Origin of the sequence: Halarcobacter bivalviorum (assembly GCF_003346815.1) — a bacterium.
GTDB classification, from domain to species: domain Bacteria; phylum Campylobacterota; class Campylobacteria; order Campylobacterales; family Arcobacteraceae; genus Halarcobacter; species Halarcobacter bivalviorum.
This window is the reverse complement of record NZ_CP031217.1, coordinates 1,974,374-1,999,257: the sequence shown is the minus strand read 5'-3', so window position 1 is coordinate 1,999,257 and position 24,884 is coordinate 1,974,374. Positions and strand designations below refer to the sequence as shown.

Below are 24,884 nucleotides of genomic sequence, written 5' to 3'. Positions count from 1 at the left end.
AAAATTTTTTTAATACTTTTTTTTAGGATAATCAAAAGAGAGGAGTTTTGCTCTTTTTTTATTTACTTCTCGCCAGCTATCACAATCAAATTCTATTTCTAATATTCCACAAGTTGGAATATTTTCATTAAAGTCAACTAAATAAAATCCAAGCATGTTTAAACCTGGATTATGACCTACTAAAAAAACTGTATCATAATCATCATCTATAAAATTTATAACTTCGAGAATAGTCTTTAAAGAGGCTTCATAAAGATGTTCATCATAAAGAATAGGAGACTTATAAGCAATGTGTTTTTTTATGATTTCTGCTGTTTTTTTGGTCCTATAAGCAGGACTTGCAATTATTAAATCAGGATTAGCATTTTTTTGTCTTAAAATATCAGCCATAAAAGGGGCATTTTTTTTACCTCTTTTGTTTAAAGGTCTATCAAAATCATCTAAATTAGGATTTGACCAATCAGATTTTGCATGTCTTATTATATATAGCTTTTTCATCTTATCTCCTAAGCACAAATATTATATCTTTTTTTGTATAATTATTTAAGATATTAATAATGGAGTTTTATTTGGGTTATGATTTAGAAAAAAAATTAGTAATAGCAATCTCTTCAAGAGCCTTATTTGATTTAGAAAACGAGAATGAAATTTTTGAGAAAAAAGGACTTGATGAATATTATAAACATCAAATTGAAAAAGAGGATGAGCTTATTGAAAAAGGAACAGGTTTTAGACTTGTTAAAAATTTACTAAAAATAAATGAAGATTTTCCAAATGATAAGCAAGTTGAAGTAATTATTCTTTCAAGAAATAATGCAGCAACTTCATTAAGAATTACAAAATCAATTGAAAAATATGGCTTAGATATAGCTAGATCTGCTTGGAGTGGGGGTAATGATATTGCAAAATATTTAAAGCCTTTTAAAGTAGATTTATTTTTATCAGCTAATGAGTTAGATGTTCAAAATGCAATAAATGAAGGAATTGCAGCAGCAAGAATTTTGCCTTATAAAAATGAAGAAGATGAGTATTCAAATCAAGTTAAAATTGCATTTGATGGTGATGCCGTACTCTTTTCAGAAGAATCAGAAATTATCTATAAAACTCAAGGGTTAGAAGCTTTTTTAGAGTATGAAAAGAAAAATGCAAGTAATGCTTTACAATCAGGACCTTTTGCACAATTATTAAGAGTTATCTCTAATATTCAATCAAAATATCCTCAAGAGCAAACACCTATAAGAACAGCATTAATTACAGCAAGAAACTCCCCTGCACATGAAAGGGTAATTAGAACACTTTCTCAATGGGGAGTAAGACTTGATGAATCTTTCTTTTTAGGAGGAGTAGATAAGTATGAGGTTGTGGAGGCTTTTGGTGCTGATATTTTCTTTGATGACCAAGATGTTCATTTAGAGAGTACTTCTAAAAAAACACCAAGTGCAAAAGTACCATACCACGATGATTCCATACTAAAAAAGATATAATTATTTAACATCTATTAATTATTTGATGTTAAACTAAGAAAAAATTTAAAGGAGAATTATGGAACAAATTAAAACAGTATTTTTATTAACTCTTCTAACAGTATTATTTGTATTTATAGGATACTCTTTTGGTGGTTCAAATGGAATGTTAATTGCATTTTTACTAGCAGGAGGAATGAACTTTTATGCATACTACTATTCAGATAAACAAGTATTAAAGCATTATAATGCAACGCCAATAGAAGATAGCTCTCATCCAGTATATAGAATTACACAAAAACTTGTACAAAAAGCTAATCTTCCAATGCCAAAAGTCTATTTAATACCAGACCATACACCTAATGCTTTTGCTACAGGAAGAAACCATGAAAATGCAGCAGTTGCAGTTACCATGGGTTTATATGAAATGTTAAATGAGGAAGAACTTGAAGGGGTAATTGCCCATGAGTTATCTCATATAAAACATTATGATATTCTTATTGGTACAATAGCTGCAGTTTTTGCAGGAGCAATTGCAATGATTGCAAATATGATGCAATTTGGTGCAATGTTTGGAGGGAATAATAGACAAGGAGCTCATCCAATTGTGATGATTATTATGGCTATAATTTTACCTTTAGCAGCTTCAATAATACAAATGACAGTTAGTAGAAGTAGAGAATATATGGCAGATGAGGGTGCAGCAAGAATGACTAAAAATCCTGCTGGTTTACAAAGTGCTTTAGCAAAATTAGAAAATTATGCTAGAAGAGGGCATGAAATTCATAATGCAACAGAGCAAACAGCTCATATGTTTATTGTAAATCCTTTTTCAGGTAAAAAGACTTCATTTGGGGATTTCTTTAGAACGCATCCTACAACTGAGGATAGAATAGCTAGATTAGAAGAGTTAAAATATGAAATTCAATAAGAGAGTTTTCTCTTATTGAAATATATCTACAAGTTTATCTTCAGTGATTTCTTCTTGTAAAATAGGATAAATACCTTTTGCAATTAAAGAAATTTTTAAATCATAATCAATATTTTCAAGTAAAAAGTAGTTTGTTTTATAATCATACAAAATATCTGGTAAAACATTACAAGCTGCTTCTTCTTCATTTTCATACATTGGATTATTAATACAGTTAGAAGATTTTAATTTATAGTCTTTAATGAAGTAGATCCAGATATATTTTGCAGTTGCATCTGCATAATCTAATTCTGTATTGCTATTTGAACATACAGCAATATGAAATTCATTTTTAATTTCATGTACTTTGATATTACTTCCAGTAATCAAAGCAAGTGAGATTTTTTTTCTTGCACTTTTGATAATTCTTGCAAAAGTAGCTCTTGATACATTCATTTTTTTTGCAGCATCTTCTTGATACATACAAAATGAATCCATCAAATGGATAGCTTCAAGCTCTTCATGAAGTAAAATTACATCTTGCGTAGCTTTGAAATCTTTAGGTCCAAAGTACTTGGACACTGGTTTTAATTCAAGTTTTCTTTGAAGTTTTTCTCTAGCCATTAATAACCTTGTAATTTATATAGTGAAATTTTATCATAAAATGTTTAAAATATACTTGACATATGCTCAAAAAATTGTTATAATTCGGTCATATGTTCATAAAGTGATATAACATTCATTCCTACATGTTTGTAAAATAAGTGTGTGTGATCTTCTTTTTTAGTGTGACCTATTATGGTTTTCTTATTTTACATACTAAATATATTATATTTACTTATATGGAATATATTTTTAAACATCAGTTACAATTAGGAACAAAATATATAATTGTCTTTTCCCTAGTCATTACTTTTTTTTCACTCTTTCTAATTTGTACTGATGTTTTGAAAATCTTTCTTTTCCAACCCTATTTAAATTCAAGGAGTTACTATGTATAGAATAGTGTTCCCAACAAATGAAAAAATGAGTTATCTCTCAAAAGTAGAAAGCTCTTTCGAAGATTCAAAATATCTTACAGTACTTCATGTAACAGGACAACAAATAACTGAAGTAGAATTAGTTAAAAACACTCATCCTCATACAAAAGAAGATATTTTAAAAGAGTGTAAAGATAACCATTACAGAATTTTAATTTTACCTCAAAAAGAGAATCTGCCTCTTAATGAATTAAAAGTAAATGGTACATCAGTTTTTATTGCTTCAGAAAACAAAAGTGTTTTAAATACATTTAGTGATTTTGTTCAAGACAAATTAAAACGAGCATAAAAAAAGCGGAGAAAACTCCGCTGTCCTTTCAACTTGACCAAAGTAAAGGCTTGGATGAATACTACAGAAATATTCTTAAATCTTAAGTAAATTTACCTATTAATTGTAAACTTTTTTTATATTTTCAAGCTTACTACTCATATTTAAAAGTAGCATATCTGCAAGAACTAATGACATCATAGATTCAGCAACAACACTTCCTCTAATTGCAACACAAGGGTCATGTCTACCTTTTAGCTCACAATTAACTTCATTATTATTAATATCAACTGTCTCTTGCTTTAAGAAGATTGAAGGCGTTGGTTTAAAATAAACTTTTACATCAATATCAGCACCAGTACTAATTCCACCTAGAATTCCACCACAATGATTTGTTTTAAAGCCATCTGCTCTCATTTGATCATTGTTTTCTAAACCTTTTTTAGCACTTGCTTCTGTTCCATCTCCTATCTCTATAGCTTTTACTGCATTAATTCCCATCATAGCATTTGCAATTTGAGCATCTAGTCTATGATATAAAGGTTCACCAAGTCCAGCAGGAGAGTTTTTTACTTTTACTAAAGCAACTCCACCAACTGAGTTATGCTCTTTCTTTGCTTTTGTAATTGCATCTTTTTGAAACTCTTCTTTATCTTTATCAAGTGAAAAAATCTCTGAAGTTTTAGCAAAATCAAAATCCTCTTTAGAAGATTTAATACCATCTATTTCACAAATACCACTTAAAACTTCAATTCCAAGTTCTTTTAATAAAAGTTTTGCAATAGCACCAGCTGCAACTCTTGCTGCTGTCTCTCTTGCTGAACTTCTACCTCCACCTCTATAATCTCGAATTCCATATTTCTCAAAATAAGTGAAATCTGCATGACCTGGTCTAAATAGGTCTTTTACATTTGTATAATCTCTACTTTTTTGGTTTTCATTAAAAATAACCATAGAGATAGGTGTTCCTGTAGTTTTACCCTCAAATACTCCACTTAGAATTTCAACTTTATCTGACTCTTTTCTTGGAGTTGCATAAGCATTTTGTCCAGGTTTTCTTCTATCCATTTCTGCTTGAATAAAATCTTCATCAACAGTAATTCCAGCAGGTACACCATCAACGATACAACCTAATGCTCTACCATGACTCTCTCCAAATGTTGTAAATCTAAATTTACTACCAAAACTATTCATTTTCCCTCCCATTATGCTCAAAGCATATAATTTTCTACTTTTTTTTAGTTATTTGCTTTTAATTTATCAATAGCAATTTTTGCAACAGCTTGTTGTGCTAACTTTTTACTTTTTCCTATTGCTTTCCCATAAGATTTTCCATCAATCCAAATTGATACTTCAAACTCTTTTTTATGGTCTGGTCCATAAGAACCTTCTATTTTATATTCAGGAATAGTTCCAAACTGTGCTTGTGTTATCTCTTGTAATGCAGTTTTATAATCACTAAATAATACATCTAAATTGATTTTGTCATAAGAGTTTTCTAAAAGTTTTAAGATTATTGGTTTTAAAACTTCTAAACCTGATTCTAAATAAATAGCACCCATAATGGCTTCAAAAGCATCTGAAAGAATAGAGGCTTTACTTCTTCCTTTGTTTCTCTCTTCGGCATTTGATATAAAAATATAGTCACCTAATTTAATCTCATTTGCTAACTTAGTAAAACCTGTTTCATTTACTAAACTTGCTCTAATCTTTGAAAGTTCCCCTTCATTTGATTGAGGAAATTTTTTAAATAGATATTCTCCTACAATTAGGTTTAAAACAGCATCTCCTAAAAACTCCAATCTTTCATTGTTATAAGGCTTTTTATAGCTCTTATGAGTAAGTGCTTCGATTATCAGATCTTTGTTTTTAAACTGATAATCCAAACACTTTTCTAATTTTGAGTAATCACTCATTATTTTCTCCTTTTAATTTTTCAGCTTCAGTGCGTGCAAGTATATCACATCTTTCATTATGAAAATGTCCTGCATGCCCTTTAACCCAATTTGCTATTATAGTGTGTTTTTTTGAAACATCTACATATTCTTGCCATAGTTCTATATTTTTTACAGGTTTTTTTGAAGAATTTTTCCAATTATTTTTTATCCAAGCACTTAGCCATTCATTTATTCCTTTTACTACATAAGTAGAATCAGAAATAATATTAACTTTACAAGGTTCTTTTAAAGCTTTAAGTCCTTCAATTACCCCTTTAAGTTCCATTTGATTGTTTGTAGTATTATCTTGAGCTCCACTTAACTCTTTCTCTTTTCCTTTATACTCTAAGATAGTACCCCAACCACCAGGGCCTGGATTTCCTAAAGAAGAGCCATCACTGTAAAGATTGATTTCTTTCAACTAAGTCCTTTGTAAGATGATGTTTTACATCAAAAGTTAGAATATTTTGGCAGTTTGGACATCTTGTATCAAACATAGGATGAATATGCTTACAAGATTTACAGATAAATTCAAAGTCAATTGTTGCTGGAATTTTATGATCATGTGTATTAAGTGCAATTAAAATATCAAATACAAAATCATCACTATGATTTAAATTATTTAAATACCCCTTGGCATTATACAATTCAGTTAAAAAATTGCTTTTTGAAACTTTCTCAAAATTAATATCTTCAAAATTTAAAAACCACATTAAATCAATAAGTTTTTTCTCATCAAAAAGTTCCATATTCTCCCAAAAAAACTCTTTATTATATGAAAGATAAAATTTAGCAATTAGTCTTTGTACACTAGGATTATTTTTAAGTGTTTCTAATAACTCAATACTTTTCTTTTCGAAAGATTTAATGGGATCATTTATTAAAATAAGAGTTTCAATAAAGATTTTATCTTTAGTTGTCTCTTCTCCTATTTCATCTAAACAATCAATAATCTCTTTTGCATTATTATAATCTTTTAGTTTTTCATTTATCACTAATAAGTATTTTAAAGCATGAGTATTTCTAGGTGAAAATTTTAGAATTCTTAAGAAAATATCTTTTGCTCTTTGCATAAAACCACCTTTAAAATAAGTAGTTCCTAAAAGCTCAAGTAATTCCTCTTTTTTAACCCTATCTGTTACATGTTCTAAAAGAGCTAAATATACAGAAATAGCCTTATTGTAGTTTCCTTTATGAATAAAAGTTGAAGCTAATAAAATTATTGAGTCAAAAGGAAGGTTATATGTCTTATATAGATGAACATAATCCTCTTCTTTTAGTTTTCCTATTTCAAATCTTTTAAGTAGTTCTCTATAGTCTTTTCTTGCTTTTCTCTCTTTATATAAAGAGAAAGAATAAGTTAAAAATGAGATGGTAAAGATAAGAGTGAAAAATATAATTACACCAAATAATGGGTCTCTGTACTCAATTACAAAACTATCCAAAAAATGCCTTAAATATAAAATATAAATTATCATATCATAAAAGCACATATACTATTATAAATTTTTAGGTATAATCGCAAAATGATAACAAAAGACTCAATAGAAAATTTAAAAAATCACTTAGACGTAGTAGATGTAGTATCTCAATTTTTGGAACTTAAAAAAAGTGGTGCAAATTTCAAGGCTTGTTGTCCTTTTCATGGGGAAGATACACCATCTTTTGTTGTGAGTCCTCAAAAACAAATTTATCATTGCTTTGGTTGTGGTGCTGGTGGTGATTCTATAAAATTTGTAATGGAATATGAAAAGTTATCATATCCAGAAGCTTTAGAAAAGCTAGCTTCTATGTACAATGTATCTCTATCTTATGATAATACAAATCAAAAAAAACAAGATACTAAAGTTCTAGAAGAGGCTAATAAATATTATCAAAAACTATTTGTATATAATCAAACAGCAAAAGAGTATATTAAAAGTAGGGGAATTTCTGAGTTTTCAATTGAAAAATTTGAAATAGGTTATGCTCCAACTTCAAATGATACAGTTAACTTTTTAAAAACAAATCAATTAAATTTAGCAGAAGCAAAAGAGTTAGGTCTTATAGATACAGGACATAATGGTTTATATGCAAGGTTTATAGAAAGAATTACTTTCCCTATTTATTCAATTAGCGGGAAGATAGTAGGTTTTGGTGGAAGAACTATCTCAGGACATAGTGCAAAATATATAAACTCTCCTCAAACAAAACTATTTAATAAATCTAAATTACTATATGGATATAACTTAGCAAAAGAGAGTATTTATAAAAAAAATAGAATGATTGTTACGGAAGGGTATTTAGATGTGATTATGCTTCATCAAGCAGGTTTTGATACTGCTGTAGCAACTCTTGGAACAGCATTAACGAAAGAGCATTTACCACTTCTTAGACGAGGAGAACCTAAAATTATCTTAGCTTATGATGGAGATAAAGCTGGATTAGCAGCAGCTTATAAAGCTTCAGTAATGCTTTCTCAAAGTGATTTTGAAGGTGGAGTTGTAATCTTTACAGAGGGTAAAGACCCAGCAGATATGGTAAATGATGGAAAGATAGAAGAGTTAAATAAGATTTTCTCAAATCCACAAAATTTTATTTCCTATACACTTGATTATATTATTTCAAACTATGATATAAACATTCCAAGTCAAAAACAAAAAGCCTTAATAGAAACAAATGATTATCTTAAAACTTTAAATGAACTCTATCAAGATGAATACAAAAGATATTTAGCTCAAAAATTAAATGTAAGAGAAAATCTAATAAAAGTAAGTTCTGATATGAGTAGACGAAATGAAGTTAATTTAACTAAAATTGATATTGCAGAACTTTGTATTATTAGAGCAATATTAGAAAATCCTAAAAGATTAGATATGGTACTTGATATTGTTGATATCTCAATGTTTGAGTATCATAAAAATGAGTTTGAACTATTAATAAACGAACCTACAAATACCATATTAAATGGAATATTATTAAATGATAAACTTGAAGTTTATGATGAACAAAGATTAAAAGAAGAGTTAATTGTTTTATTATATACATTTTATACTAAGAAATTGACTTCTTTAAAATATGACCAAACTTTAAATTTAAGAGAAAAAGGTTTTAAATTAAGAAAAGTTCAAGATAATTTAAGACAATTAAAACAAGGTAAACTTGTAAGTTACAATCTTTAATAAAAAATTTATCTAAAATCAATATAATTTTTGTAAATTTTAATTCTTAGGAATATATATGGAAAAAATAAACTCTAATAGATTACCACAAGCAATAGGTCCTTACTCACAAGCTGTAAAAGCAAATGGTTTAATTTATACTTCTGGACAAGTTCCATTAGATGTAAATGGAGATATGGTAGAAAGAGATATTAAAACTCAAACAAGACAAGTATTTGAAAATTTAAGAGTTCTTTTAGAAGATGCACAAAGTGGTATGGATAAAGTAATTAAAATTACTATTTATTTAGAAAATATTGAAGATTTTGCAGTTGTAAATGTACTTTGTGCAGAAGCATTTGGAGATCATAAACCAGTTAGAAGTACCGTTTCTGTGAAGGGTTTACCTATGAATTCGATGGTTGTAATAGATGCAATTGCACAACCATATGATTATTATTAAAATAAAGATTTTCGCTTAAAGAAACTTTAAACTACAATTAGGTAGTATTTCGTCCCGTTAAAGCAAAAAGTTAATAAAGAATTGATAAGTTAGAGGAATAAATATGTACGCAATTATTAAGTGTGGTGGTAAACAGTATAAAGTAACTGAAGGTGATATCCTAGATATTGATTATACTGGAAAAGCTGCTAAAGAAACTCTTGAAATCACTGATGTTTTAGCTGTTAATGATGGTGAATTAAAAACTGGTGATGCTGTTTCTTCTGCAAAAGTTGAAGCAGAGGTTGTTTTAGATGGAACTGGTGTAAATAGAGCTAAGAAAGTTATCATTTACAAAAAAAGAAGAAGAAAAGATTCTAAATTAAAAAGAGGTTTCAGAAAAAGCTTCACTAAAATTAGAATTACTAAAATCGCTGCATAATTTAAGGAGATAAGAAATGGCTCACAAGAAAGGTCAAGGAAGTACTCAAAATAATAGAGATTCAGCTGGTAGAAGACTTGGTGTTAAAAAGTTTGGTGGAGAAAAAGTTAGAGCTGGTAATATCATTATTAGACAAAGAGGTACAAAAGTACACTGTGGAGAAAATGTAGGAATCGGTAAAGATCATACAATTTATGCACTAATTGATGGTGTTGTAAAATTTGAAGTGAAGAATAAAGATAGAAAGAAAGTTTCTGTATACGCTTCATAAAAAGTTTTAATAAGTTAATTTTCTCAAAGGGTGTAGTGCTTTTGCCTACACCCTTTTTTTTTATTTAAGCTTTATGTATAAAGCTCTTTTTATAAAGGAATTAATGTGTTTGTAGATAGTGTTAAATTCACTGTATCATCTGGAAAGGGTGGACAAGGTTGCTCTTCTTTTAGAAGAGAAAAGTTTGTTATCAAAGGTGGACCAGACGGTGGAGATGGTGGAAAAGGTGGGGATGTAGTATTTTTAGTTGATAGTAATACAGATACTCTATCTTGGTATAAAGGAAGAACAGTTCTAAGAGCTGAAAATGGAAAACAAGGTGAAGGTAGAAATAAAACAGGAAAGTCAGCACAACCACTTGTATTAGTTGTACCTCCAGGAACACAAGTAATCGATAATGAGACAGATGAAGTAATATTAGATCTTTTAGAAGAAGGACAAAGAGAAGTTTTCTTAGAAGGTGGAAAAGGTGGGTTAGGTAATACACACTTTAAAAACTCAAGAAATCAAAGACCAACATATTCTCAGCCAGGACTTCCAGGAGAGATAAAAGAGATTAGACTTGAATTAAAACTAATTGCAGATGTTGGTTTAGTTGGATATCCAAATGTTGGAAAATCAACATTAATCTCTACTACTTCAAATGCAGCTCCAGAAATTGCTAATTATGAATTTACTACTTTAACTCCAAAATTAGGTGTGGTAGAAGTAGGAGAATATAATTCATTTGTAATGGCAGACATCCCTGGTATTATTGATGGAGCAAGTGATGGAAGAGGTTTAGGATTAGAGTTCTTAAGACATATAGAAAGAACTAAAACACTTCTGTTTATGATTGATATTGCAAACTATAGAACTACAAAAGAGCAATATGATGTGCTAAAAGAGGAAGTTAAAAAATTCTCTGAAGAGTTAAGTGGTAGAAATTTTGCAATTGCATTAACAAAAATTGATGCTTATTATGGTGAAGATTTAGAAGGTGATATAAAAGATTTTATTGAAGGTTTAGGATTAGAAGTTTCAAATGAAAATTCTTATGGTTTTGATAAAAAGTTACCTTATTTTGTGCAAGATTTAACTTATTCTAAATTTGATGAAAATAAACCATTTTTTATTTTACCAATATCTTCTGTTACACATTTAAATACAGATTCAATTAGATTTGCTTTATATGAATTAATAGGACAAAATAAATAATGAAAAGAATCGTTATTAAAGTAGGGAGTGCTGTTCTAAGAGAAGGAAGCGCTTTAGCTGTTGAAAGATTAAATAATTTAGTTGATTTAATAGCAAAATTAAAAAAAGAGAAGGGACTAGAAGTGATTTTAGTTTCATCTGGAGCTGTTGCAGCAGGAAATACTGCTTTAAATCTTGATAAAACTCAAATTTTAAACAGACAAGCTCTTGCCGCAATTGGTCAGCCTCTTTTAATGAAACACTATAAAAAAAGATTTAGAGAACATGATTTAAAATGTGCTCAGATGCTTCTAGTAGAAGAGGACTTTGATTCAAGAAAAAGATCATTAAATGCAAAAGGTGTAATGGAGATACTTTTAAGTAATGATATTATTCCTATTTTAAACGAAAATGATGTAATTGCAAATAAAGAGTTACTATTTGGAGATAATGATCAGTTAGCAGCTCATGCAGCACACTTTTTTGATGCAGATTTATTAACAATTTTATCAGATGTAGATGGTTTATATGATTCTAATCCCCATGAGAATCCTGAGGCAAAAATGAGAAAAATTGTAAATCACATCGAAGAAGATGAATTACAAATGAAACATACACCTAATTCAGAATTTGCTACAGGTGGTATTGTAACAAAACTTAAAGCAGCAAATTTTCTATTAAAAAGAGATAGAAAGATGTATTTAACTTCAGGTTTTGATTTAACAAATGCATATGATTTTTTACTTGATGAAAATCATAAAAGTGGAACACTTTTTAAAAACGCATAAAAAAGGATAATATTGTGTCTAAACGAATTGTTTTTATGGGAACACCAGATTATGCAACAAAAATATTTGAGAGACTAATTAATAGCTCTTATGATGTTGTTGCTCTTTATACTCAACCTGACAAACCAGTAGGTAGAAAACAGCTTTTAACACCACCACATATAAAACAGTTTTGTTTAGACAATAATATAGAGCTTCCAATTTTTCAACCTGAAAAACTAAGAGGAAATAAAGAAGTAGAAGAAGAGCTAAAAGCTTTAAATCCAGATTTTATTATAGTTGCGGCATATGGACAAATTTTACCCCTAGAGATTTTAGAGATAGCTCCTTGTATTAATCTTCACGCTTCTTTATTACCAAAATATAGAGGAGCAAGTCCAATTCAAGAATCTTTATTAAATGATGATGAATATACAGGTGTTACTTCTATGCTTATGGAAGAAGGATTAGATAGTGGAGATATTTTAGCTTTACAATATCTAAAAATTACACCTACAATGGAAGTTGCAGAAGCTTTTGCAAAACTATCTGATATTGCAGCAGAACTTACAATCACAACTTTAGATAATTTTGAAAAAATTGAACCTAAAAAACAAAATGAAACAGAAGTAAGTTTTTGTAAAAAGATTAAAAAAGAGTATGGACTAGTTGATTTTTCAAATGCAAAAAGTTTATATTTAAAATATAAAGCTTACTCTTATTGGCCTGGAATATTTATTGAAAATGGTCTAAAACTAAAAGATATTAAATTAGTTGAAGAAACATCAAATAATAATGAAGGTGAAATCTTAGATATAAAAACTGATTCTATTATAATTGCTTGTAAAAAAGGTTCAATAGAGGTTCAAACTCTACAAGCACCATCTAAAAAAGCTTTAAATGCAGTAGAATATATAAAAGGGAAAAGAGTCTCTTTAGGCGATATTCTAGAGTAATTTTACTACTATGCTAAATAGTAGTAAAATCCTGTAACACTTAAAAGTGATAATAATACTCCAATAACTAAAGCATTAATTGCTAATCTTTCATCAAGACCACCTTTTATTGCTAATACTACAGCCATAGTCATAGGTGGCATAGCAGCTTCTAAAATTGTTGTTTTACTCCAAGTATCATCTAAATTATAAAAAGCAGAAAAAGCAAGTAATACAATTATAGGAATAACAAACATTTTAATAATAATCGCAGTTGTAACTATATTTAACTTATAGAAAATATTTTTTAACTCAAGTTTCATACCAATAGCAATCATAGCAATAGGAACTAAAGTTGCACCAATAGTTTCCATTGTATTCATAACAAATAGTGGCATCTCAAAGTTTTTTGCAAATACAGTTAAAAAGAACATAATAATTGGTGGGAAAAATATTACACTTCTAACTATACCTTTAAAGTTAACATGTTGACCACTTCCCCAATTTATAATAATCATTCCTAAACTAACTAATAAAAGAAACGAACCAAATAGATCATAAATAAGTGCGTATACTACATAATCTTGACCATAAAAAGTATCTATGTATGAAAGCCCAATAAATGAAGTGTTTCCAAAAGTTGCAACAATCATAAAAGTAGCAAGTATTTTCTTCTCTAGTTTGAGTAATTTTCCTACAAAATAAGCTAATAGCAAGTTACCTAAGATTATGGTGTTAAACATAAATACTAACTCTAAAGTTTCATAAGTTAAATTTAGAGGATAGATTTTTGCAAAAACAATAGCAGGAAGAGAAAAGTAAATAATAAACTCAACTAACTCTTTTGAATTATCTTTAAAAAATATTTTAAATAAATAACCAAAACTTAAATACAAAGCAATGGGTAAAACCGGATCTAGCATGTGACAATCTTCTCTTTTTAAAAAATTATATTTAATAATCTCTTGTAAGTTAATTATGTATAATCAAATATGGAAATAATAAATTTAGAAGAGGTAGATTCAACACATACCTACCTCAAAGAGTTGATAAAAAAAAATAGTTTTACAACTCCTTTATGTGTAACAGCAAATTATCAAACAAATGGTATAGGAAGTAGAGGAAACTCTTGGCAAGGAAAAGAAGGAAATCTTTTTTTCTCTTTTGTTCTTGACAAAAATAGATTACCTAATGATTTACAAATACAAAGTGCCTCTATATATTTTTCATATCTTTTAAAAGAAGTACTAAAAAGTCAAGGTTCAAAAATTTGGTTAAAATGGCCAAATGATTTTTATGTAGATGAAAAAAAAATTGGGGGAACAATTACCTCAGTTACAAAAGATTTAATATATTGTGGAATAGGTTTAAATTTATCCCATGTAAATAGTGATTTTGGGTATTTAGATATAAAAATCGATAAAATGTATATATTAAAATTATATTTTAGAAGTTTAGAAAAAAAAATTTCTTGGAAGGAAATTTTTAACTCTTTTAAGGTAGAATTCCAAAAGAGTAGAAAATTTAAAGCTACAGTTGAAAACAACAAAGTTTCATTAGAAAATGCTGTTTTAAATGGTGATGGTTCTATCCAAATTGACGATAAAAAGGTTTTTAGTTTAAGATGACTGAGGTTATTGCAATTGCAAATCAAAAAGGTGGTGTAGGAAAGACTACCACTGCCGTAAATTTAAGTGCTGCATTAGCACTTGAAGGTAAAAGAGTATTATTAATAGATGCAGATCCACAAGCTAATGCTACTACATCATTAGGTTTTCATAGAGATACATATGAGTATAATATTTATCATGTAATGTTAGGAACAAAAGAGTTAAATGAAATTATTCTTGATTCTGAAATTGAAAACTTAAAAGTAGCACCATCAAATATTGGATTAGTTGGAATTGAAAAAGAGTTTTATAAAAATGTCAAAGATAGAGAGTTAGTTTTAAAAAGAAAAATTGACCCTGTAAAAAAAGATTATGATTATATAATTATTGATTCACCACCAGCATTAGGACCAATCACTATTAATACATTAAGTGCAGCTAATTCTGTACTAATACCAATTCAATGTGAGTTTTTTGCATTAGAGGGTTTAGCACAGTTATTAAATACTATTAAATTAGTTAAGCAAACAATTAATAGACAACTACAAATCAGAGGTTTTCTTCCTACAATGTATAGTGCTCAAAATAATCTTTCAAAACAAGTTTTTGCAGATTTAGCACAACATTTTGAGAGTAAACTTTTTAAAGTTGATGAAAGCTCATATGTAGTTATCCCTAGAAATATTAAACTGGCAGAAAGCCCAAGTTTTGGTAAGCCTATCATGTTGTATGATGAAATGGCAGCTGGAACAAAAGCATATACAAACTTAGCAAAAGCAATTGCTGGATAATTTTAAATAAAGTAGGATTTTAATATGGCATTAGGTAGAGGACTTGGAGAATTATTAGGTGAAGTAGAAACGGCTTATGAAAATTCAAATTCAAAATCTCAATATGGAAAGATTATTGAAATTGATGTTGAAAAAGTTAAACCAAACCCAAATCAACCTAGAAAAATATTTGATCAAGATAAATTAAAAGAATTAGCAGACTCAATTGTAGAGCATGGACTTCTACAACCTGTAACAGTAATAGAAGATGAAAATGGATATATTTTAGTTGCAGGTGAAAGAAGATTAAGAGCTCATAAACTTGCAAAGTTAGAGACTATTAAAGCTACAATCGTAAATATTGAAGATTTTAAATTAAGAGAATTAGCTTTAATTGAAAATATTCAAAGAGACGATTTAAATATTATTGAATTAGCTTTTTCTTATGCCCAACTAATAAATGAGCATAATATTACACATGATGAGTTGTCAAAAAAGGTATTTAAATCTAGAACTTTAATTACTAATACCTTAAGATTGTTACAATTATGCTCATATGTACAACAGCTACTTGCTAATGACAAAATCTCTGCTGGTCATGGTAAGATAATGCTTGGACTAGATGAAGATACACAAAAAAAAGTTGCAGATTCTATTATTGGTCAAAAGCTTTCAGTTAGAGAAACTGAAGACTTAGTAAGGCAGTTAAAAGCTGATGATAATAAGGCTTTAAAGAAGAAAAAAACTATTAAAAATTATGATTTTAAACCACTTGATAATGTAATTGAGCATTTAAAAAAGAGTGATTTAAAAGTAAAAGCTGAAAAGAACTATTTTAAAATTGAAATTAAATCTCAAGAAGATATTGAGAAAATTTCTAATTACTTTCGTAACACTTTGTAAAATTCTTTCTTAGATTTCTATATTTTAATATAAATTTATACTACTTTTAGATAAAATTTAAGCAGTTTTAGTCAAACTAAACTGTAAAAAATATGGAGGAATGAATGTTAGACATAAGTCCTGTATTATTGCTAAGCACAGCAATAATCTTTCTTTTCGTTGTAGCAAGACTTAACAGTTGTCTATTTGTACCCCTATTAAAGCATATGGATGATAGAGATAAATCTATTAAAAAAGATTTAGAAAATGCTCAATCAAACTCTGCTGACGTAGATGGTATGTTAGAAGAAGCAAGCCATGTAATTGCCGAAGCTAAAAAAGAAGCAGCTGCTATAAGAGACCAAGCTTACAATGAAGCTAAAGAAGTAGCTGATGCTAAACTTGCAAGTGCTAAAGAGGAATTAGAAGCTAAAACTCTTAAGTTCGCTAAAGAACTTGAAGATGAAACTAAAGCTTTAAAGGAATCATTAGTTGCTGCAATGCCTCAATTTAATGAGAGCTTAAAAGCTAAGATTAGCTCAATTTAATTTAGGAGGTTAAGGTTGAAAAAATTATTACTACTTGGATTAGCTTTAGCTCCTATGGCGTTATTAGCTTCAGCTGAAGGTGCGGAGACAAACTACGATATCGTACAAAGAACCGTTAACTTTATTATTTTTGCTGGTATAGTATGGTACCTACTTGCAGACAAATTAAAAGCTTTTTTTGCTGGTAGAACTGCTTCTATTCAAGCTGAGCTTGATAAAGTTCAAGATACTTTAAAAGCTTCTCAAGAAAAAGTTGAAAATGCAGCTAAAAAACTAGAAGAAGCAAAAAAATTAGCAAATGAAATTGTTGAAAATGCAAAAACTGATATTGACTCTGTTAAGAAAAGAGTTGCTGATGCAGTTGATGCAGAAATTGCAAATCTTGACAAAGGTTTCGATGAAAAAGTAAAAATTGAAACATCAAAAGCTAAGAAACAAATCGTTTCTGAAGTTCTTGAAGAACTATTAAGTTCTGATAATGTTTCAATAACTCAAGATGAGTTAGCAAACATCGTACTTAAGAAGGTTGCATAATGAATGATTTAATAGCAAAAAGATATGTAAAAGCATTATTAGATGGTAGAACTGTAGAGTCTGCAACTACTATTTGTAATGATTTAAAAACTATTTCTTCTGCATTTGCTGAAGAAAAATTTATTTCTATTATTGCTTCTTCTGAAGTAAAAGCAGAAAATAAGATTGAATTAGTTTTATCATTTTTAGATAATACAAGTGATGAATTAAAAAACCTTGTAAAATTATTAGGGTCGAAGAAAAGACTTGACATTATTCCTGATATTGCAAGTGAATTAGAATCACAAGTAGCAAAAATGAATAATTCATATACTGGTGTAGTATATTGTAACAAAGAATTATCAGCTGATTATATCTCTACAATTGAGAAAAAATTTAGTGAAAAATTTAATGTACAATTATCGCTATCACAAAATGTTTGTGATTATGATGGTATCAAAGTTGATATTGATAGTCTTGGTGTTGAGATTTCATTCTCAAAAGATAGACTTAAGTCACAAATGATTGAACATATTTTAAAAGCAGTTTAGAACTTATAAAGGAGATATTGAATGGGTGCAAAAATTCAAGCAGATGAAATCAGTTCTATCATTAAAGAAAGAATTGATAACTTTGAATTAAATGTAGACGTTAACGAAACTGGGAAAATCATCTCATTTGCAGATGGGATTGCTCAAGTTTATGGTCTTAAAAATGTAATGGCTGGGGAGCTAGTAGAATTTGAAAACGGTGAAAGAGGATTAGCATCTAACTTAGAAGAGTCTTCAGTTGGTGTTGTTGTTCTTGGAGCTGGTGTTGGTCTTAGAGAAGGTACTTCTTGTAAAAGATTAGGAAAACTTCTTGAAACTCCAGTTGGTGATGCAATGGTTGGTAGAGTTGTTAACGCACTTGGTGAGCCAATTGATGGAAAAGGTACAATTGAAGCTGCAGAGCATAGATTCGTAGAAGAAAAAGCTCCTGGAATTATGGCTAGAAAATCTGTACATGAACCACTACAAACTGGTATTAAAGCAATCGATGCATTAGTTCCAATCGGAAGAGGGCAAAGAGAGCTTATTATTGGAGATAGACAAACTGGTAAAACTACAGTTGCAATCGATACAATTCTTAACCAAAAAGGTGAAGATGTAATTTGTATTTATGTTGCAATTGGTCAAAAAGCTTCTTCAGTTGCTTCTGTTGTTAGAACATTAGAAGAAGGTGGAGCAATGGATTATACAATTATTGTTAATGCATCAGCTTCAGAATCATCTGCTTTACAATTCTTAGCACCATATACAGGTGTTACTATTGGTGAGTACTTCAGAGATAATGGTAAACATGCGTTAATCGTTTATGATGATTTATCAAAACATGCAGTTGCATATAGAGAAATGTCTTTATTATTAAGAAGACCTCCAGGTAGAGAGGCGTTCCCAGGGGATGTATTTTATCTACACTCAAGATTATTAGAAAGAGCTGCAAAAATGTCAGATGAGTTAGGTGCTGGTTCTATGACTGCGTTACCTATTATTGAAACTCAAGCTGGAGACGTTGCTGCTTATATTCCAACAAACGTAATTTCTATTACTGATGGACAAATTTTCTTAGAAACTAACCTATTTAACTCTGGTATTAGACCTGCAATTAACGTTGGTTTATCAGTATCAAGAGTTGGTGGTGCGGCACAAATTAAAGCTACTAAGCAAGTTGCTGGTACTTTAAAATTATCTCTTGCACAATATAGAGAACTTGAAGCATTCGCACAATTCGCTTCTGACTTAGATGAGTCAACAAGAAGAGAGCTTGAGCTTGGACAAAGAATGGTTGAAGTATTAAAGCAAGGTGTTAATAAACCACTAGTAATTGAAAAACAAATTGTTATTATTTATGCAGGTACAAAAGGTTATTTAAATGATGTAGCTGTATCTGATGTTGTTAAATACGAAGAAGAGTTACACTCTTTCATCGAGCAAAAATATGCAAATATTTTAGATGATATCAAATCTAAGAAAAAATTAGATGATGAAACTGAATCAGCATTAAAAGCTGCATTAGAAGAGTTCAAAACTGTTTTTAATGCTAAATAAGGATTAGCACATGGCTAACTTAAAAGAGATTAAATTAAAAATTGGAAGTGTTAAAAACACTCAGAAGACTACAAAAGCTATGAAGCTTGTATCTTCTGCAAAACTTACTAGAACTAGACAACTATCTGATCAAGCTAGAAGTTATGCTAAGAAGATTAATGAAGTTCTTTCTGAGATCGCAAATAGAGTTAGCAAAGTTCAAGATGGGGGTAACCACAATAAAGCGTTTATTCCTAATGAGAACCCAAAAACTGTAGATTTAGTTTTTGTTACTGCTGACAAAGGACTTTGTGGTGGTTTTAACATGACTACTATTAAAAAAGTTAGTGAATTAGCAGCTCAATATGAGTCTCAAGGTGTAACAGTAAGATATAGAGTAGCTGGAAGAAAGGGAGTTGATTACTTCTCTTTCCAAGGTAAAGAGTTATTACAAAAAGTAACTGACTTATCTTCTGCACCAGATTATGATAGAGCTTCTGATTTTATTAATGAAGTAGTTGAAGATTTCAAAAAAGGTGAAACAGATAAAGTTGTATTAATTTACAATGGATTCTTAAATATGCTTACTCAAGAAATTAGAGTAAGAGATTTATTACCAATTAGTTTAGAAGATGTTGAGGCAACTGAACAAGAAACTTCTATGCTAGAAATTGAACCAGATGATGATGAAGAAGTGTTAGAAGAATTAACAGGTAAATATATTGATTTCAATATGTATTACTCATTAATTGACTCTTTAGCAGCAGAACACTCTGCAAGAATGCAAGCTATGGAAGCTGCAACTAACAATGCTAAAGATAGAGTTAACTCTTTAACAGTAGAATACAATAAAGCTAGACAAGCTGCAATTACAACAGAGCTGATAGAGATTATCAGTGGTGTTGAAGCATTAAAATAATTTAAAGGAGCTGCCCGTATGAAAGGTAATATTATTCAGGTAATGGGTCCTGTTGTAGACGTAGAGTTCGACGGATATTTACCAGAAATTAACGAAGCTATTGAAGTTACATTAGCGGACGTTAACCAAGATAGATTAGTTCTAGAAGTTGCTGCACACATTGGTGATAGTAGAGTTAGAACTATTGCTATGGATATGACAGAAGGTTTAAAAAGAGGACAAGAGTGTACTGCTACTGGTGGACCAATTAAGGTTCCAGTTGGTGAAGCTGTTCTTGGTAGAATTTTCAACGTAATTGGTGATCCAGTTGATGAAGGTGAAGCTATTCCTGCAGAAACTGAAAGATGGTCAATCCATAGAGCTGCTCCTTCTTTTGAAGAGCAATCAACTAAAACAGAAATGTTTGAAACTGGTATCAAAGTAGTTGACTTATTAGCACCATATTCAAAAGGTGGAAAAGTTGGACTATTCGGTGGTGCTGGAGTTGGTAAAACAGTTATTATTATGGAACTTATCCACAACGTTGCGTTCAAACACTCAGGTTACTCAGTATTTGCTGGTGTTGGTGAGAGAACAAGAGAAGGTAATGACCTTTATCACGAAATGAAAGACTCTAACGTACTTGACAAAGTTGCATTATGTTATGGTCAAATGAGTGAGCCTCCAGGTGCAAGAAATAGAATTGCATTAACTGGTCTTACAATGGCTGAATACTTCAGAGATGAAAAAGGTCTTGATGTATTAATGTTCGTTGATAATATCTTTAGATTTGCTCAAGCAGGTTCTGAGATGTCAGCATTATTAGGAAGAATTCCTTCAGCGGTTGGTTATCAACCAACATTAGCTAGAGAAATGGGTGCATTACAAGAGAGAATTACTTCAACTGCAAAAGGTTCTATTACTTCTGTTCAAGCAGTATATGTTCCTGCGGATGACTTAACTGACCCAGCTCCAGCTTCAGTTTTCGCACACTTAGATGCAACTACAGTACTTAATAGAAAAATTGCAGAAAAAGGTATTTACCCTGCAGTTGATCCACTAGATTCAACTTCAAGAATCTTAAGTGTAGATGTATTAGGTGAAGAGCACTATGGCGTAGCTAGAGGTGTTCAATCTGTATTACAAAAATACAAAGATTTACAAGATATTATTGCAATTCTTGGTATGGATGAGTTATCTGAAGAAGATAAACTTGTTGTAGCAAGAGCAAGAAAAATTGAAAGATTCTTATCTCAACCATTCTTCGTTGCAGAAGTATTTACAGGATCTCCAGGTAAGTATGTTGAATTATCAGATACAATTGCTGGATTCAAAGGTATCCTAGATGGTAAATATGACAACATTCCAGAAATGGCATTCTATATGGTTGGTGGAATCGACGAGGTATTAGCAAAAGCTGAGGGAATGAAATAACAAATAAGGCATGCTTATGGATACACTAAAATTATCAATAGTTGCACCAAATGGTCAAATCTTTAGTGATGACGTAAAATCTGTAACTCTTCCAGGAAAAGAGGGAGAGTTCGGAGTTTTACCAGGACATGCTTCTTTAGTATCATCATTAACTGTTGGCGTAATTATAATAGAAAAAGCAGATTCAACTGATGCAGTTGCAATTAACTGGGGTCACGTTAAAGTAAGTGAAAGTGCTGTTGACGTATTAGTTGACGGGGCTGTAGCTCTTACTTCTGGACAAGATTCTGAAATTGCAAGAAACATTGAAGCTGCAAAAGATTTAGTTAACTCTGTTAAAGATGCAAATGTATCATTAGCAGCAGTTGAGGCTAAAATCAACTCATTCGCTTAATAATGATTGATTCAGCTTTAAATTATTTAAGTAATGGTAGTGCCATAACACTTTTAGTGTTATGGTCACTTTCATTATATATGGTATTAGTTTTTTGGATATTTATCTACAGATTTCTATCTTTGAAATCTTCTATTCTTACTGAACAAAAATCACTTGAGGCATTAACTTCTAGAAGTTCAACATTAAGTCCAATGTCAGCACTTAATAAATGTGCAAATGGAGTTAATAATAAAGAGATTCTTGATGCTTGTGAAATAAATATAATTAAAGATGCTAGTGTTGGAATTTCATGGATGTCTATTATTGCATCTACAGCTCCTTTTATAGGTCTATTTGGTACAGTTGTAGGAATTCTTGAATCATTTGCAAAATTTTCAAGTCATTCAAAAGTTGGTTTTTCTGTAATTGCTCCCGCAATTTCTGAAGCTTTAGTTGCAACAGCAGCTGGAATTTTTGTGGCAATATTTGCATATACATTTCATCAAATTTTAGTAAGAAAAGTTTATGAGTTAAATACTTATATTAAGGCACAAGCAAAAATCTTAATTGCTAAAGGTTAATCATGTTTGATTATAATCAAAAACCTGATTTAAATATTACTCCTTTAGTTGATATTATGCTAGTGCTTCTTGCAATTTTAATGGTAACTGCACCTGTGGTAGAGTTTGAAGAGCCAGTAAACCTTCCAAAAGGAAGTAAATCTCAACAAATCCAAGCTGTTAAAAAAATCGATATTCTATTAACAAAAGATAAAAATATAAAAATTAATAAAAAGAGTTTTGAGTTTTCTACTTTTGCAGATAATTTTGTTCTTTTTGCAAAAGATAAAGATAGAAAAACACCTATACATATTCGTGCAGAAAAGACTTTGATGTATGATGATGTTATTTATATTTTAAAGTCAGTTAAAGAAGCTGGTTTTACTAAAGTTTCACTTATTACAGATGGATAATTATGCAGGATAAAAACTACTTTTATCTATCAGGTATCATATCTGTCTCTATTTATTTTATTGTTGGTTTCTTCTTTCTTTTATATATTAGTGCTCCAACAGCTAAAAAATTTGATATTAATACAAAAGCTACTGTTTTAGAGCTAGAATTAATTTCAACAAAATCAAATGAAAAAAAAGTTGCTAAGAAAAGTGAGAAAGTTGAAGAAGAGATTGTAAAAAAAGCTACTTCTCGTTCAGATAAACAACAAGCTGACTTTAAATCATTATTTGCTAATGTAAAAACAAATACAAATAAAGTTGTTGAAAAAGATGTTTCTACACAACAAGCATCAATAGATCCAAGTAGATTTAAATCAAAATTTGAAAAAGAGAAAAAAAGTGACAATACACAAGTTTCTAAACTTTTAAGTGATGTTAAAACAACTACAAATCAACCAGTTGTAAACTCTGCAAGTAAAGGGGAAGAACATGAATACTTTTCAAAAATTAAACAAATTTTATGGGAAAGATGGAATCCAAAATTATTAGAAGATGGTCTTGTTGTCAAAGTTCTTGTAATGATTACTAATAGCGGTGAATTTGATTATCGAGTAATAAAATATTCAAATGACATTCGTTTTGATGAATCATTAAAAGAGTTTTTAAATGCTCAAACTAAGGAAGTTTTTCCTACACACAATATTAACAGTAAAGTTGATATTATAATAAACTTTAAATCGGAAGGTTAAATATGAAAAAAATATTATCACTTTTATTTTTAATTACAACATTTGTTTTCGCTGCTGATGCAGAGTTAGATATTATTAAAAAGTCAGGTTCTCTTCCTAAAATCGAAGTTTCAGTTTCTCCAAAAGCTATGAATGCAGTTTTAACTAATAAAGTTGCAAAAATGATTGAAAAAGATTTAATGGTTAGTGGACATTTTGATGTAGTTGCTTCTTCTCAAGTGGTAGATTATAATTCAAATCCAGATATGCTGGTTTTATCAAATAAAGGAACAGACCTTTTTGTAAATCTTGATGCAAATGTAAGTAGTTTTGGTGGTTATACTGTAATGCTAAAAATGTATGATGTAAATGCAAAAAAGATGGTATTAAATAGAAGCTTCTCTACTTCAAAAGAGGATAGATTTCCTTTTATTGCACATAGAATTGCAATCACTATAAATAAACATCTAAATGCCCCTTTAATTGATTGGATGGATAAATTTGTAATCTTTTCACAATATAAAAGTGCAAGAAAAGCAGATATTATAATTGCAGACTATACTCTAACTTTTCAAATGCCTGTAATTAGAGGTGGATTAAATATTTTCCCAAAATGGGCTAGTGATAAACAAGATAGTTTCTATTACACAACATATGACAGTGGTATTCCAACTTTAGTGAAAACTAATATTTATACTAGACAAAGAGAAGTTATAATGCAAAGTGAGGGAATGCTTGTTGCTTCTGATGTAAGTTCTGATAGCAAAAAAGTTTTAATTACAGCTTCTCCAAATCATCAACCTGATATCTATCTTTATGATACTGTTACAAAAACAAAAAAGAGGTTGACTACATATAAAGGTATTGATGTAGGTGCTCATTTTATTGATAATGAAAAAAGAATAGTTTTTGTATCTGATAGATTAAAATATCCAAATATTTTTGCAAAAGATATTGGTGGAAGAGGTGTTGAAAGATTAGTTTATCATGGAAATAATAACTCATCTGCTACAACTTATAAAGATTATGTAGTTTATACAAGTAGAGATAGAAACAATGAATTTGGTTCTTACACTTTTAATCTTTATTTAATGTCAACAAAGAGCGACTTCCTTAAAAGATTAACTTCTAATGGAAGTAATCAATTTCCTAAGTTTTCAAAAGATGGGGAGTCTATTATTTTCTTAAAAACTGTAAATAATAGAAGTTCTATAGGAATAATTAGATTGAATTATTCAAAATCATTTACATTCCCATTAAAAAATGGAAAGATTCAATCAATAGATTGGTAATTATATAAACTTACATTT

At 29.6% G+C, this 24,884-nt stretch carries 31 protein-coding genes; 24 read left to right on the top strand and 7 right to left on the bottom strand.

The window, feature by feature from the left end:
- Positions 1–9: 9 nt before the first annotated feature.
- A complete protein-coding gene (locus tag ABIV_RS10190) occupies positions 10–498 on the bottom strand; it encodes a SixA phosphatase family protein (RefSeq protein WP_114839779.1) in 489 nt (162 codons plus the stop codon).
- A gap of 71 nt (positions 499–569) precedes the next feature.
- Here ABIV_RS10190 and ABIV_RS10185 point away from each other — a divergent pair, with 71 nt between their 5' ends.
- A complete protein-coding gene (locus ABIV_RS10185; protein ID WP_114839778.1) occupies positions 570–1,484 on the top strand; it encodes a 5'-nucleotidase in 915 nt (304 codons plus the stop codon).
- Positions 1,485–1,542: 58 nt separating this feature from the next.
- Positions 1,543–2,394: a zinc metalloprotease HtpX gene (gene htpX, locus ABIV_RS10180; protein ID WP_114839777.1), complete on the top strand. Its 852-nt coding sequence runs from the start codon at positions 1,543–1,545 to the stop codon at positions 2,392–2,394.
- Positions 2,395–2,406: 12 nt separating this feature from the next.
- On the opposite strand, the gene ABIV_RS10175 is transcribed toward htpX, so the two are convergent.
- Positions 2,407–2,997 carry a DUF134 domain-containing protein gene (locus ABIV_RS10175; protein ID WP_114839776.1) on the bottom strand — a complete coding sequence of 197 codons (591 nt, stop codon included), beginning with the start codon at positions 2,995–2,997 and terminating at the stop codon, positions 2,407–2,409.
- 369 nt (positions 2,998–3,366) lie between these two features.
- On the opposite strand from ABIV_RS10175, the gene ABIV_RS10170 reads away from it, so the two are divergent.
- Positions 3,367–3,702: a hypothetical protein gene (locus ABIV_RS10170; protein WP_114839775.1), complete on the top strand. Its 336-nt coding sequence runs from the start codon at positions 3,367–3,369 to the stop codon at positions 3,700–3,702.
- 99 nt (positions 3,703–3,801) lie between these two features.
- Here ABIV_RS10170 and aroC read toward each other — a convergent pair whose 3' ends face one another.
- From aroC to ABIV_RS10150, 4 genes are read right to left on the bottom strand one after another with little or no spacing between them, the layout of a single operon-like run.
- Complete coding sequence (aroC, locus tag ABIV_RS10165) at positions 3,802–4,875, bottom strand: chorismate synthase (RefSeq protein WP_114839774.1); 1,074 nt, start codon at positions 4,873–4,875, stop codon at positions 3,802–3,804.
- Positions 4,876–4,919: 44 nt separating this feature from the next.
- Positions 4,920–5,597 (bottom strand): ribonuclease III, encoded by a 678-nt coding sequence (gene rnc, locus ABIV_RS10160; RefSeq protein WP_114839773.1) that lies wholly within the window; start codon positions 5,595–5,597, stop codon positions 4,920–4,922.
- Positions 5,590–6,039 carry a ribonuclease HI gene (gene rnhA, locus ABIV_RS10155; protein WP_114839772.1) on the bottom strand — a complete coding sequence of 150 codons (450 nt, stop codon included), beginning with the start codon at positions 6,037–6,039 and terminating at the stop codon, positions 5,590–5,592. Before rnhA ends, rnc begins: the two co-directional genes overlap by 8 nt.
- Positions 6,014–7,063, bottom strand: coding sequence for a tetratricopeptide repeat protein (locus tag ABIV_RS10150; RefSeq protein ID WP_114839771.1), 1,050 nt, complete (start codon positions 7,061–7,063; stop codon positions 6,014–6,016). The genes rnhA and ABIV_RS10150 overlap by 26 nt, the downstream gene beginning before the upstream one ends.
- An 81-nt stretch (positions 7,064–7,144) precedes the next feature.
- On the opposite strand from ABIV_RS10150, the gene dnaG reads away from it, so the two are divergent.
- The 7 genes from dnaG (at position 7,145) to fmt (ending at position 12,812) form a co-directional block, all read left to right on the top strand.
- A complete protein-coding gene (dnaG, locus tag ABIV_RS10145) occupies positions 7,145–8,779 on the top strand; it encodes a DNA primase (RefSeq protein ID WP_114839770.1) in 1,635 nt (544 codons plus the stop codon).
- Between the two features lie 58 nt (positions 8,780–8,837).
- On the top strand, positions 8,838–9,221 hold the full coding sequence (locus ABIV_RS10140) for a Rid family detoxifying hydrolase (protein WP_114839769.1): 384 nt from the start codon (positions 8,838–8,840) through the stop codon (positions 9,219–9,221).
- Positions 9,222–9,324: 103 nt separating this feature from the next.
- Positions 9,325–9,642, top strand: coding sequence for a 50S ribosomal protein L21 (gene rplU / locus ABIV_RS10135; protein ID WP_114839768.1), 318 nt, complete (start codon positions 9,325–9,327; stop codon positions 9,640–9,642).
- Positions 9,643–9,658: 16 nt separating this feature from the next.
- Complete coding sequence (gene rpmA / locus ABIV_RS10130) at positions 9,659–9,913, top strand: 50S ribosomal protein L27 (RefSeq protein WP_114839767.1); 255 nt, start codon at positions 9,659–9,661, stop codon at positions 9,911–9,913.
- A 105-nt stretch (positions 9,914–10,018) separates the two neighbouring features.
- Positions 10,019–11,110: a GTPase ObgE gene (obgE, locus tag ABIV_RS10125; RefSeq protein WP_114839766.1), complete on the top strand. Its 1,092-nt coding sequence runs from the start codon at positions 10,019–10,021 to the stop codon at positions 11,108–11,110.
- Positions 11,110–11,877, top strand: a complete 768-nt coding sequence (gene proB, locus ABIV_RS10120) for a glutamate 5-kinase (protein ID WP_114839765.1) — start codon at positions 11,110–11,112, stop codon at positions 11,875–11,877. Before obgE ends, proB begins: the two co-directional genes overlap by 1 nt.
- 14 nt (positions 11,878–11,891) lie before the next feature.
- Positions 11,892–12,812, top strand: a complete 921-nt coding sequence (fmt, locus tag ABIV_RS10115; RefSeq protein WP_114839764.1) for a methionyl-tRNA formyltransferase — start codon at positions 11,892–11,894, stop codon at positions 12,810–12,812.
- Positions 12,813–12,820: 8 nt separating this feature from the next.
- Here the strand turns inward: fmt and ABIV_RS10110 are convergent, their stop codons facing one another.
- On the bottom strand, positions 12,821–13,714 hold the full coding sequence (locus ABIV_RS10110) for an AEC family transporter (RefSeq protein WP_114839763.1): 894 nt from the start codon (positions 13,712–13,714) through the stop codon (positions 12,821–12,823).
- 69 nt (positions 13,715–13,783) lie between these two features.
- Between ABIV_RS10110 and ABIV_RS10105 the strand changes: the two genes are divergently transcribed.
- From ABIV_RS10105 to tolB, 14 genes are all read left to right on the top strand, one after another.
- Complete coding sequence (locus ABIV_RS10105) at positions 13,784–14,419, top strand: biotin--[acetyl-CoA-carboxylase] ligase (protein ID WP_114839762.1); 636 nt, start codon at positions 13,784–13,786, stop codon at positions 14,417–14,419.
- Positions 14,416–15,192 carry a ParA family protein gene (locus ABIV_RS10100; RefSeq protein ID WP_114839761.1) on the top strand — a complete coding sequence of 259 codons (777 nt, stop codon included), beginning with the start codon at positions 14,416–14,418 and terminating at the stop codon, positions 15,190–15,192. The genes ABIV_RS10105 and ABIV_RS10100 overlap by 4 nt, the downstream gene beginning before the upstream one ends.
- Before the next feature lie 24 nt (positions 15,193–15,216).
- Positions 15,217–16,074: a ParB/RepB/Spo0J family partition protein gene (locus tag ABIV_RS10095; protein ID WP_114839760.1), complete on the top strand. Its 858-nt coding sequence runs from the start codon at positions 15,217–15,219 to the stop codon at positions 16,072–16,074.
- Between the two features lie 104 nt (positions 16,075–16,178).
- Positions 16,179–16,601: a F0F1 ATP synthase subunit B family protein gene (locus tag ABIV_RS10090; protein ID WP_114839759.1), complete on the top strand. Its 423-nt coding sequence runs from the start codon at positions 16,179–16,181 to the stop codon at positions 16,599–16,601.
- 15 nt (positions 16,602–16,616) lie between these two features.
- Positions 16,617–17,135 carry a F0F1 ATP synthase subunit B gene (locus ABIV_RS10085; RefSeq protein WP_114839758.1) on the top strand — a complete coding sequence of 173 codons (519 nt, stop codon included), beginning with the start codon at positions 16,617–16,619 and terminating at the stop codon, positions 17,133–17,135.
- Positions 17,135–17,665 (top strand): F0F1 ATP synthase subunit delta, encoded by a 531-nt coding sequence (locus ABIV_RS10080; protein WP_114839757.1) that lies wholly within the window; start codon positions 17,135–17,137, stop codon positions 17,663–17,665. Before ABIV_RS10085 ends, ABIV_RS10080 begins: the two co-directional genes overlap by 1 nt.
- 21 nt (positions 17,666–17,686) lie before the next feature.
- On the top strand, positions 17,687–19,204 hold the full coding sequence (gene atpA, locus ABIV_RS10075; protein WP_114839756.1) for a F0F1 ATP synthase subunit alpha: 1,518 nt from the start codon (positions 17,687–17,689) through the stop codon (positions 19,202–19,204).
- A gap of 10 nt (positions 19,205–19,214) precedes the next feature.
- A complete protein-coding gene (gene atpG / locus ABIV_RS10070) occupies positions 19,215–20,102 on the top strand; it encodes an ATP synthase F1 subunit gamma (RefSeq protein WP_114839755.1) in 888 nt (295 codons plus the stop codon).
- A gap of 18 nt (positions 20,103–20,120) precedes the next feature.
- A complete protein-coding gene (gene atpD / locus ABIV_RS10065) occupies positions 20,121–21,515 on the top strand; it encodes a F0F1 ATP synthase subunit beta (protein WP_114839754.1) in 1,395 nt (464 codons plus the stop codon).
- A 16-nt stretch (positions 21,516–21,531) separates the two neighbouring features.
- Positions 21,532–21,909 (top strand): ATP synthase F1 subunit epsilon, encoded by a 378-nt coding sequence (atpC, locus tag ABIV_RS10060; RefSeq protein WP_114839753.1) that lies wholly within the window; start codon positions 21,532–21,534, stop codon positions 21,907–21,909.
- Between the two features lie 2 nt (positions 21,910–21,911).
- On the top strand, positions 21,912–22,472 hold the full coding sequence (locus ABIV_RS10055) for a MotA/TolQ/ExbB proton channel family protein (protein WP_114839752.1): 561 nt from the start codon (positions 21,912–21,914) through the stop codon (positions 22,470–22,472).
- A gap of 2 nt (positions 22,473–22,474) precedes the next feature.
- Positions 22,475–22,864 (top strand): biopolymer transporter ExbD, encoded by a 390-nt coding sequence (locus ABIV_RS10050; protein ID WP_114839751.1) that lies wholly within the window; start codon positions 22,475–22,477, stop codon positions 22,862–22,864.
- Between the two features lie 2 nt (positions 22,865–22,866).
- Complete coding sequence (locus ABIV_RS10045) at positions 22,867–23,595, top strand: TonB C-terminal domain-containing protein (protein ID WP_114839750.1); 729 nt, start codon at positions 22,867–22,869, stop codon at positions 23,593–23,595.
- 2 nt (positions 23,596–23,597) lie between these two features.
- Entirely contained in the window at positions 23,598–24,866 is a 1,269-nt protein-coding gene (gene tolB, locus ABIV_RS10040) for a Tol-Pal system protein TolB (RefSeq protein ID WP_114839749.1), read from the top strand.
- The last annotated feature ends 18 nt before the right edge of the window (positions 24,867–24,884 follow it).

Excerpts from the sequence above, each read along its gene's own strand:
- tolB (WP_114839749.1), top strand. The coding sequence starts at position 23,598 with ATGAAAAAAATATTATCACTTTTATTTTTAATTACAACATTTGTTTTC.
- atpC (WP_114839753.1), top strand. The coding sequence starts at position 21,532 with ATGGATACACTAAAATTATCAATAGTTGCACCAAATGGTCAAATCTTT.
- ABIV_RS10090 (WP_114839759.1), top strand. The coding sequence starts at position 16,179 with ATGTTAGACATAAGTCCTGTATTATTGCTAAGCACAGCAATAATCTTT.
- proB (WP_114839765.1), top strand. The coding sequence starts at position 11,110 with ATGAAAAGAATCGTTATTAAAGTAGGGAGTGCTGTTCTAAGAGAAGGA.
- aroC (WP_114839774.1), bottom strand. The coding sequence starts at position 4,875 with ATGAATAGTTTTGGTAGTAAATTTAGATTTACAACATTTGGAGAGAGT.
- ABIV_RS10100 (WP_114839761.1), top strand. The coding sequence starts at position 14,416 with ATGACTGAGGTTATTGCAATTGCAAATCAAAAAGGTGGTGTAGGAAAG.
- atpD (WP_114839754.1), top strand. The coding sequence starts at position 20,121 with ATGAAAGGTAATATTATTCAGGTAATGGGTCCTGTTGTAGACGTAGAG.
- ABIV_RS10170 (WP_114839775.1), top strand. The coding sequence starts at position 3,367 with ATGTATAGAATAGTGTTCCCAACAAATGAAAAAATGAGTTATCTCTCA.
- ABIV_RS10080 (WP_114839757.1), top strand. The coding sequence starts at position 17,135 with ATGAATGATTTAATAGCAAAAAGATATGTAAAAGCATTATTAGATGGT.
- dnaG (WP_114839770.1), top strand. The coding sequence starts at position 7,145 with ATGATAACAAAAGACTCAATAGAAAATTTAAAAAATCACTTAGACGTA.
- ABIV_RS10140 (WP_114839769.1), top strand. The coding sequence starts at position 8,838 with ATGGAAAAAATAAACTCTAATAGATTACCACAAGCAATAGGTCCTTAC.
- ABIV_RS10110 (WP_114839763.1), bottom strand. The coding sequence starts at position 13,714 with ATGCTAGATCCGGTTTTACCCATTGCTTTGTATTTAAGTTTTGGTTAT.
- atpG (WP_114839755.1), top strand. The coding sequence starts at position 19,215 with ATGGCTAACTTAAAAGAGATTAAATTAAAAATTGGAAGTGTTAAAAAC.
- ABIV_RS10095 (WP_114839760.1), top strand. The coding sequence starts at position 15,217 with ATGGCATTAGGTAGAGGACTTGGAGAATTATTAGGTGAAGTAGAAACG.
- ABIV_RS10105 (WP_114839762.1), top strand. The coding sequence starts at position 13,784 with ATGGAAATAATAAATTTAGAAGAGGTAGATTCAACACATACCTACCTC.
- rpmA (WP_114839767.1), top strand. The coding sequence starts at position 9,659 with ATGGCTCACAAGAAAGGTCAAGGAAGTACTCAAAATAATAGAGATTCA.
- atpA (WP_114839756.1), top strand. The coding sequence starts at position 17,687 with ATGGGTGCAAAAATTCAAGCAGATGAAATCAGTTCTATCATTAAAGAA.
- rnc (WP_114839773.1), bottom strand. The coding sequence starts at position 5,597 with ATGAGTGATTACTCAAAATTAGAAAAGTGTTTGGATTATCAGTTTAAA.
- ABIV_RS10050 (WP_114839751.1), top strand. The coding sequence starts at position 22,475 with ATGTTTGATTATAATCAAAAACCTGATTTAAATATTACTCCTTTAGTT.
- ABIV_RS10175 (WP_114839776.1), bottom strand. The coding sequence starts at position 2,997 with ATGGCTAGAGAAAAACTTCAAAGAAAACTTGAATTAAAACCAGTGTCC.
- htpX (WP_114839777.1), top strand. The coding sequence starts at position 1,543 with ATGGAACAAATTAAAACAGTATTTTTATTAACTCTTCTAACAGTATTA.
- ABIV_RS10055 (WP_114839752.1), top strand. The coding sequence starts at position 21,912 with ATGATTGATTCAGCTTTAAATTATTTAAGTAATGGTAGTGCCATAACA.
- ABIV_RS10045 (WP_114839750.1), top strand. The coding sequence starts at position 22,867 with ATGCAGGATAAAAACTACTTTTATCTATCAGGTATCATATCTGTCTCT.
- rplU (WP_114839768.1), top strand. The coding sequence starts at position 9,325 with ATGTACGCAATTATTAAGTGTGGTGGTAAACAGTATAAAGTAACTGAA.
- ABIV_RS10190 (WP_114839779.1), bottom strand. The coding sequence starts at position 498 with ATGAAAAAGCTATATATAATAAGACATGCAAAATCTGATTGGTCAAAT.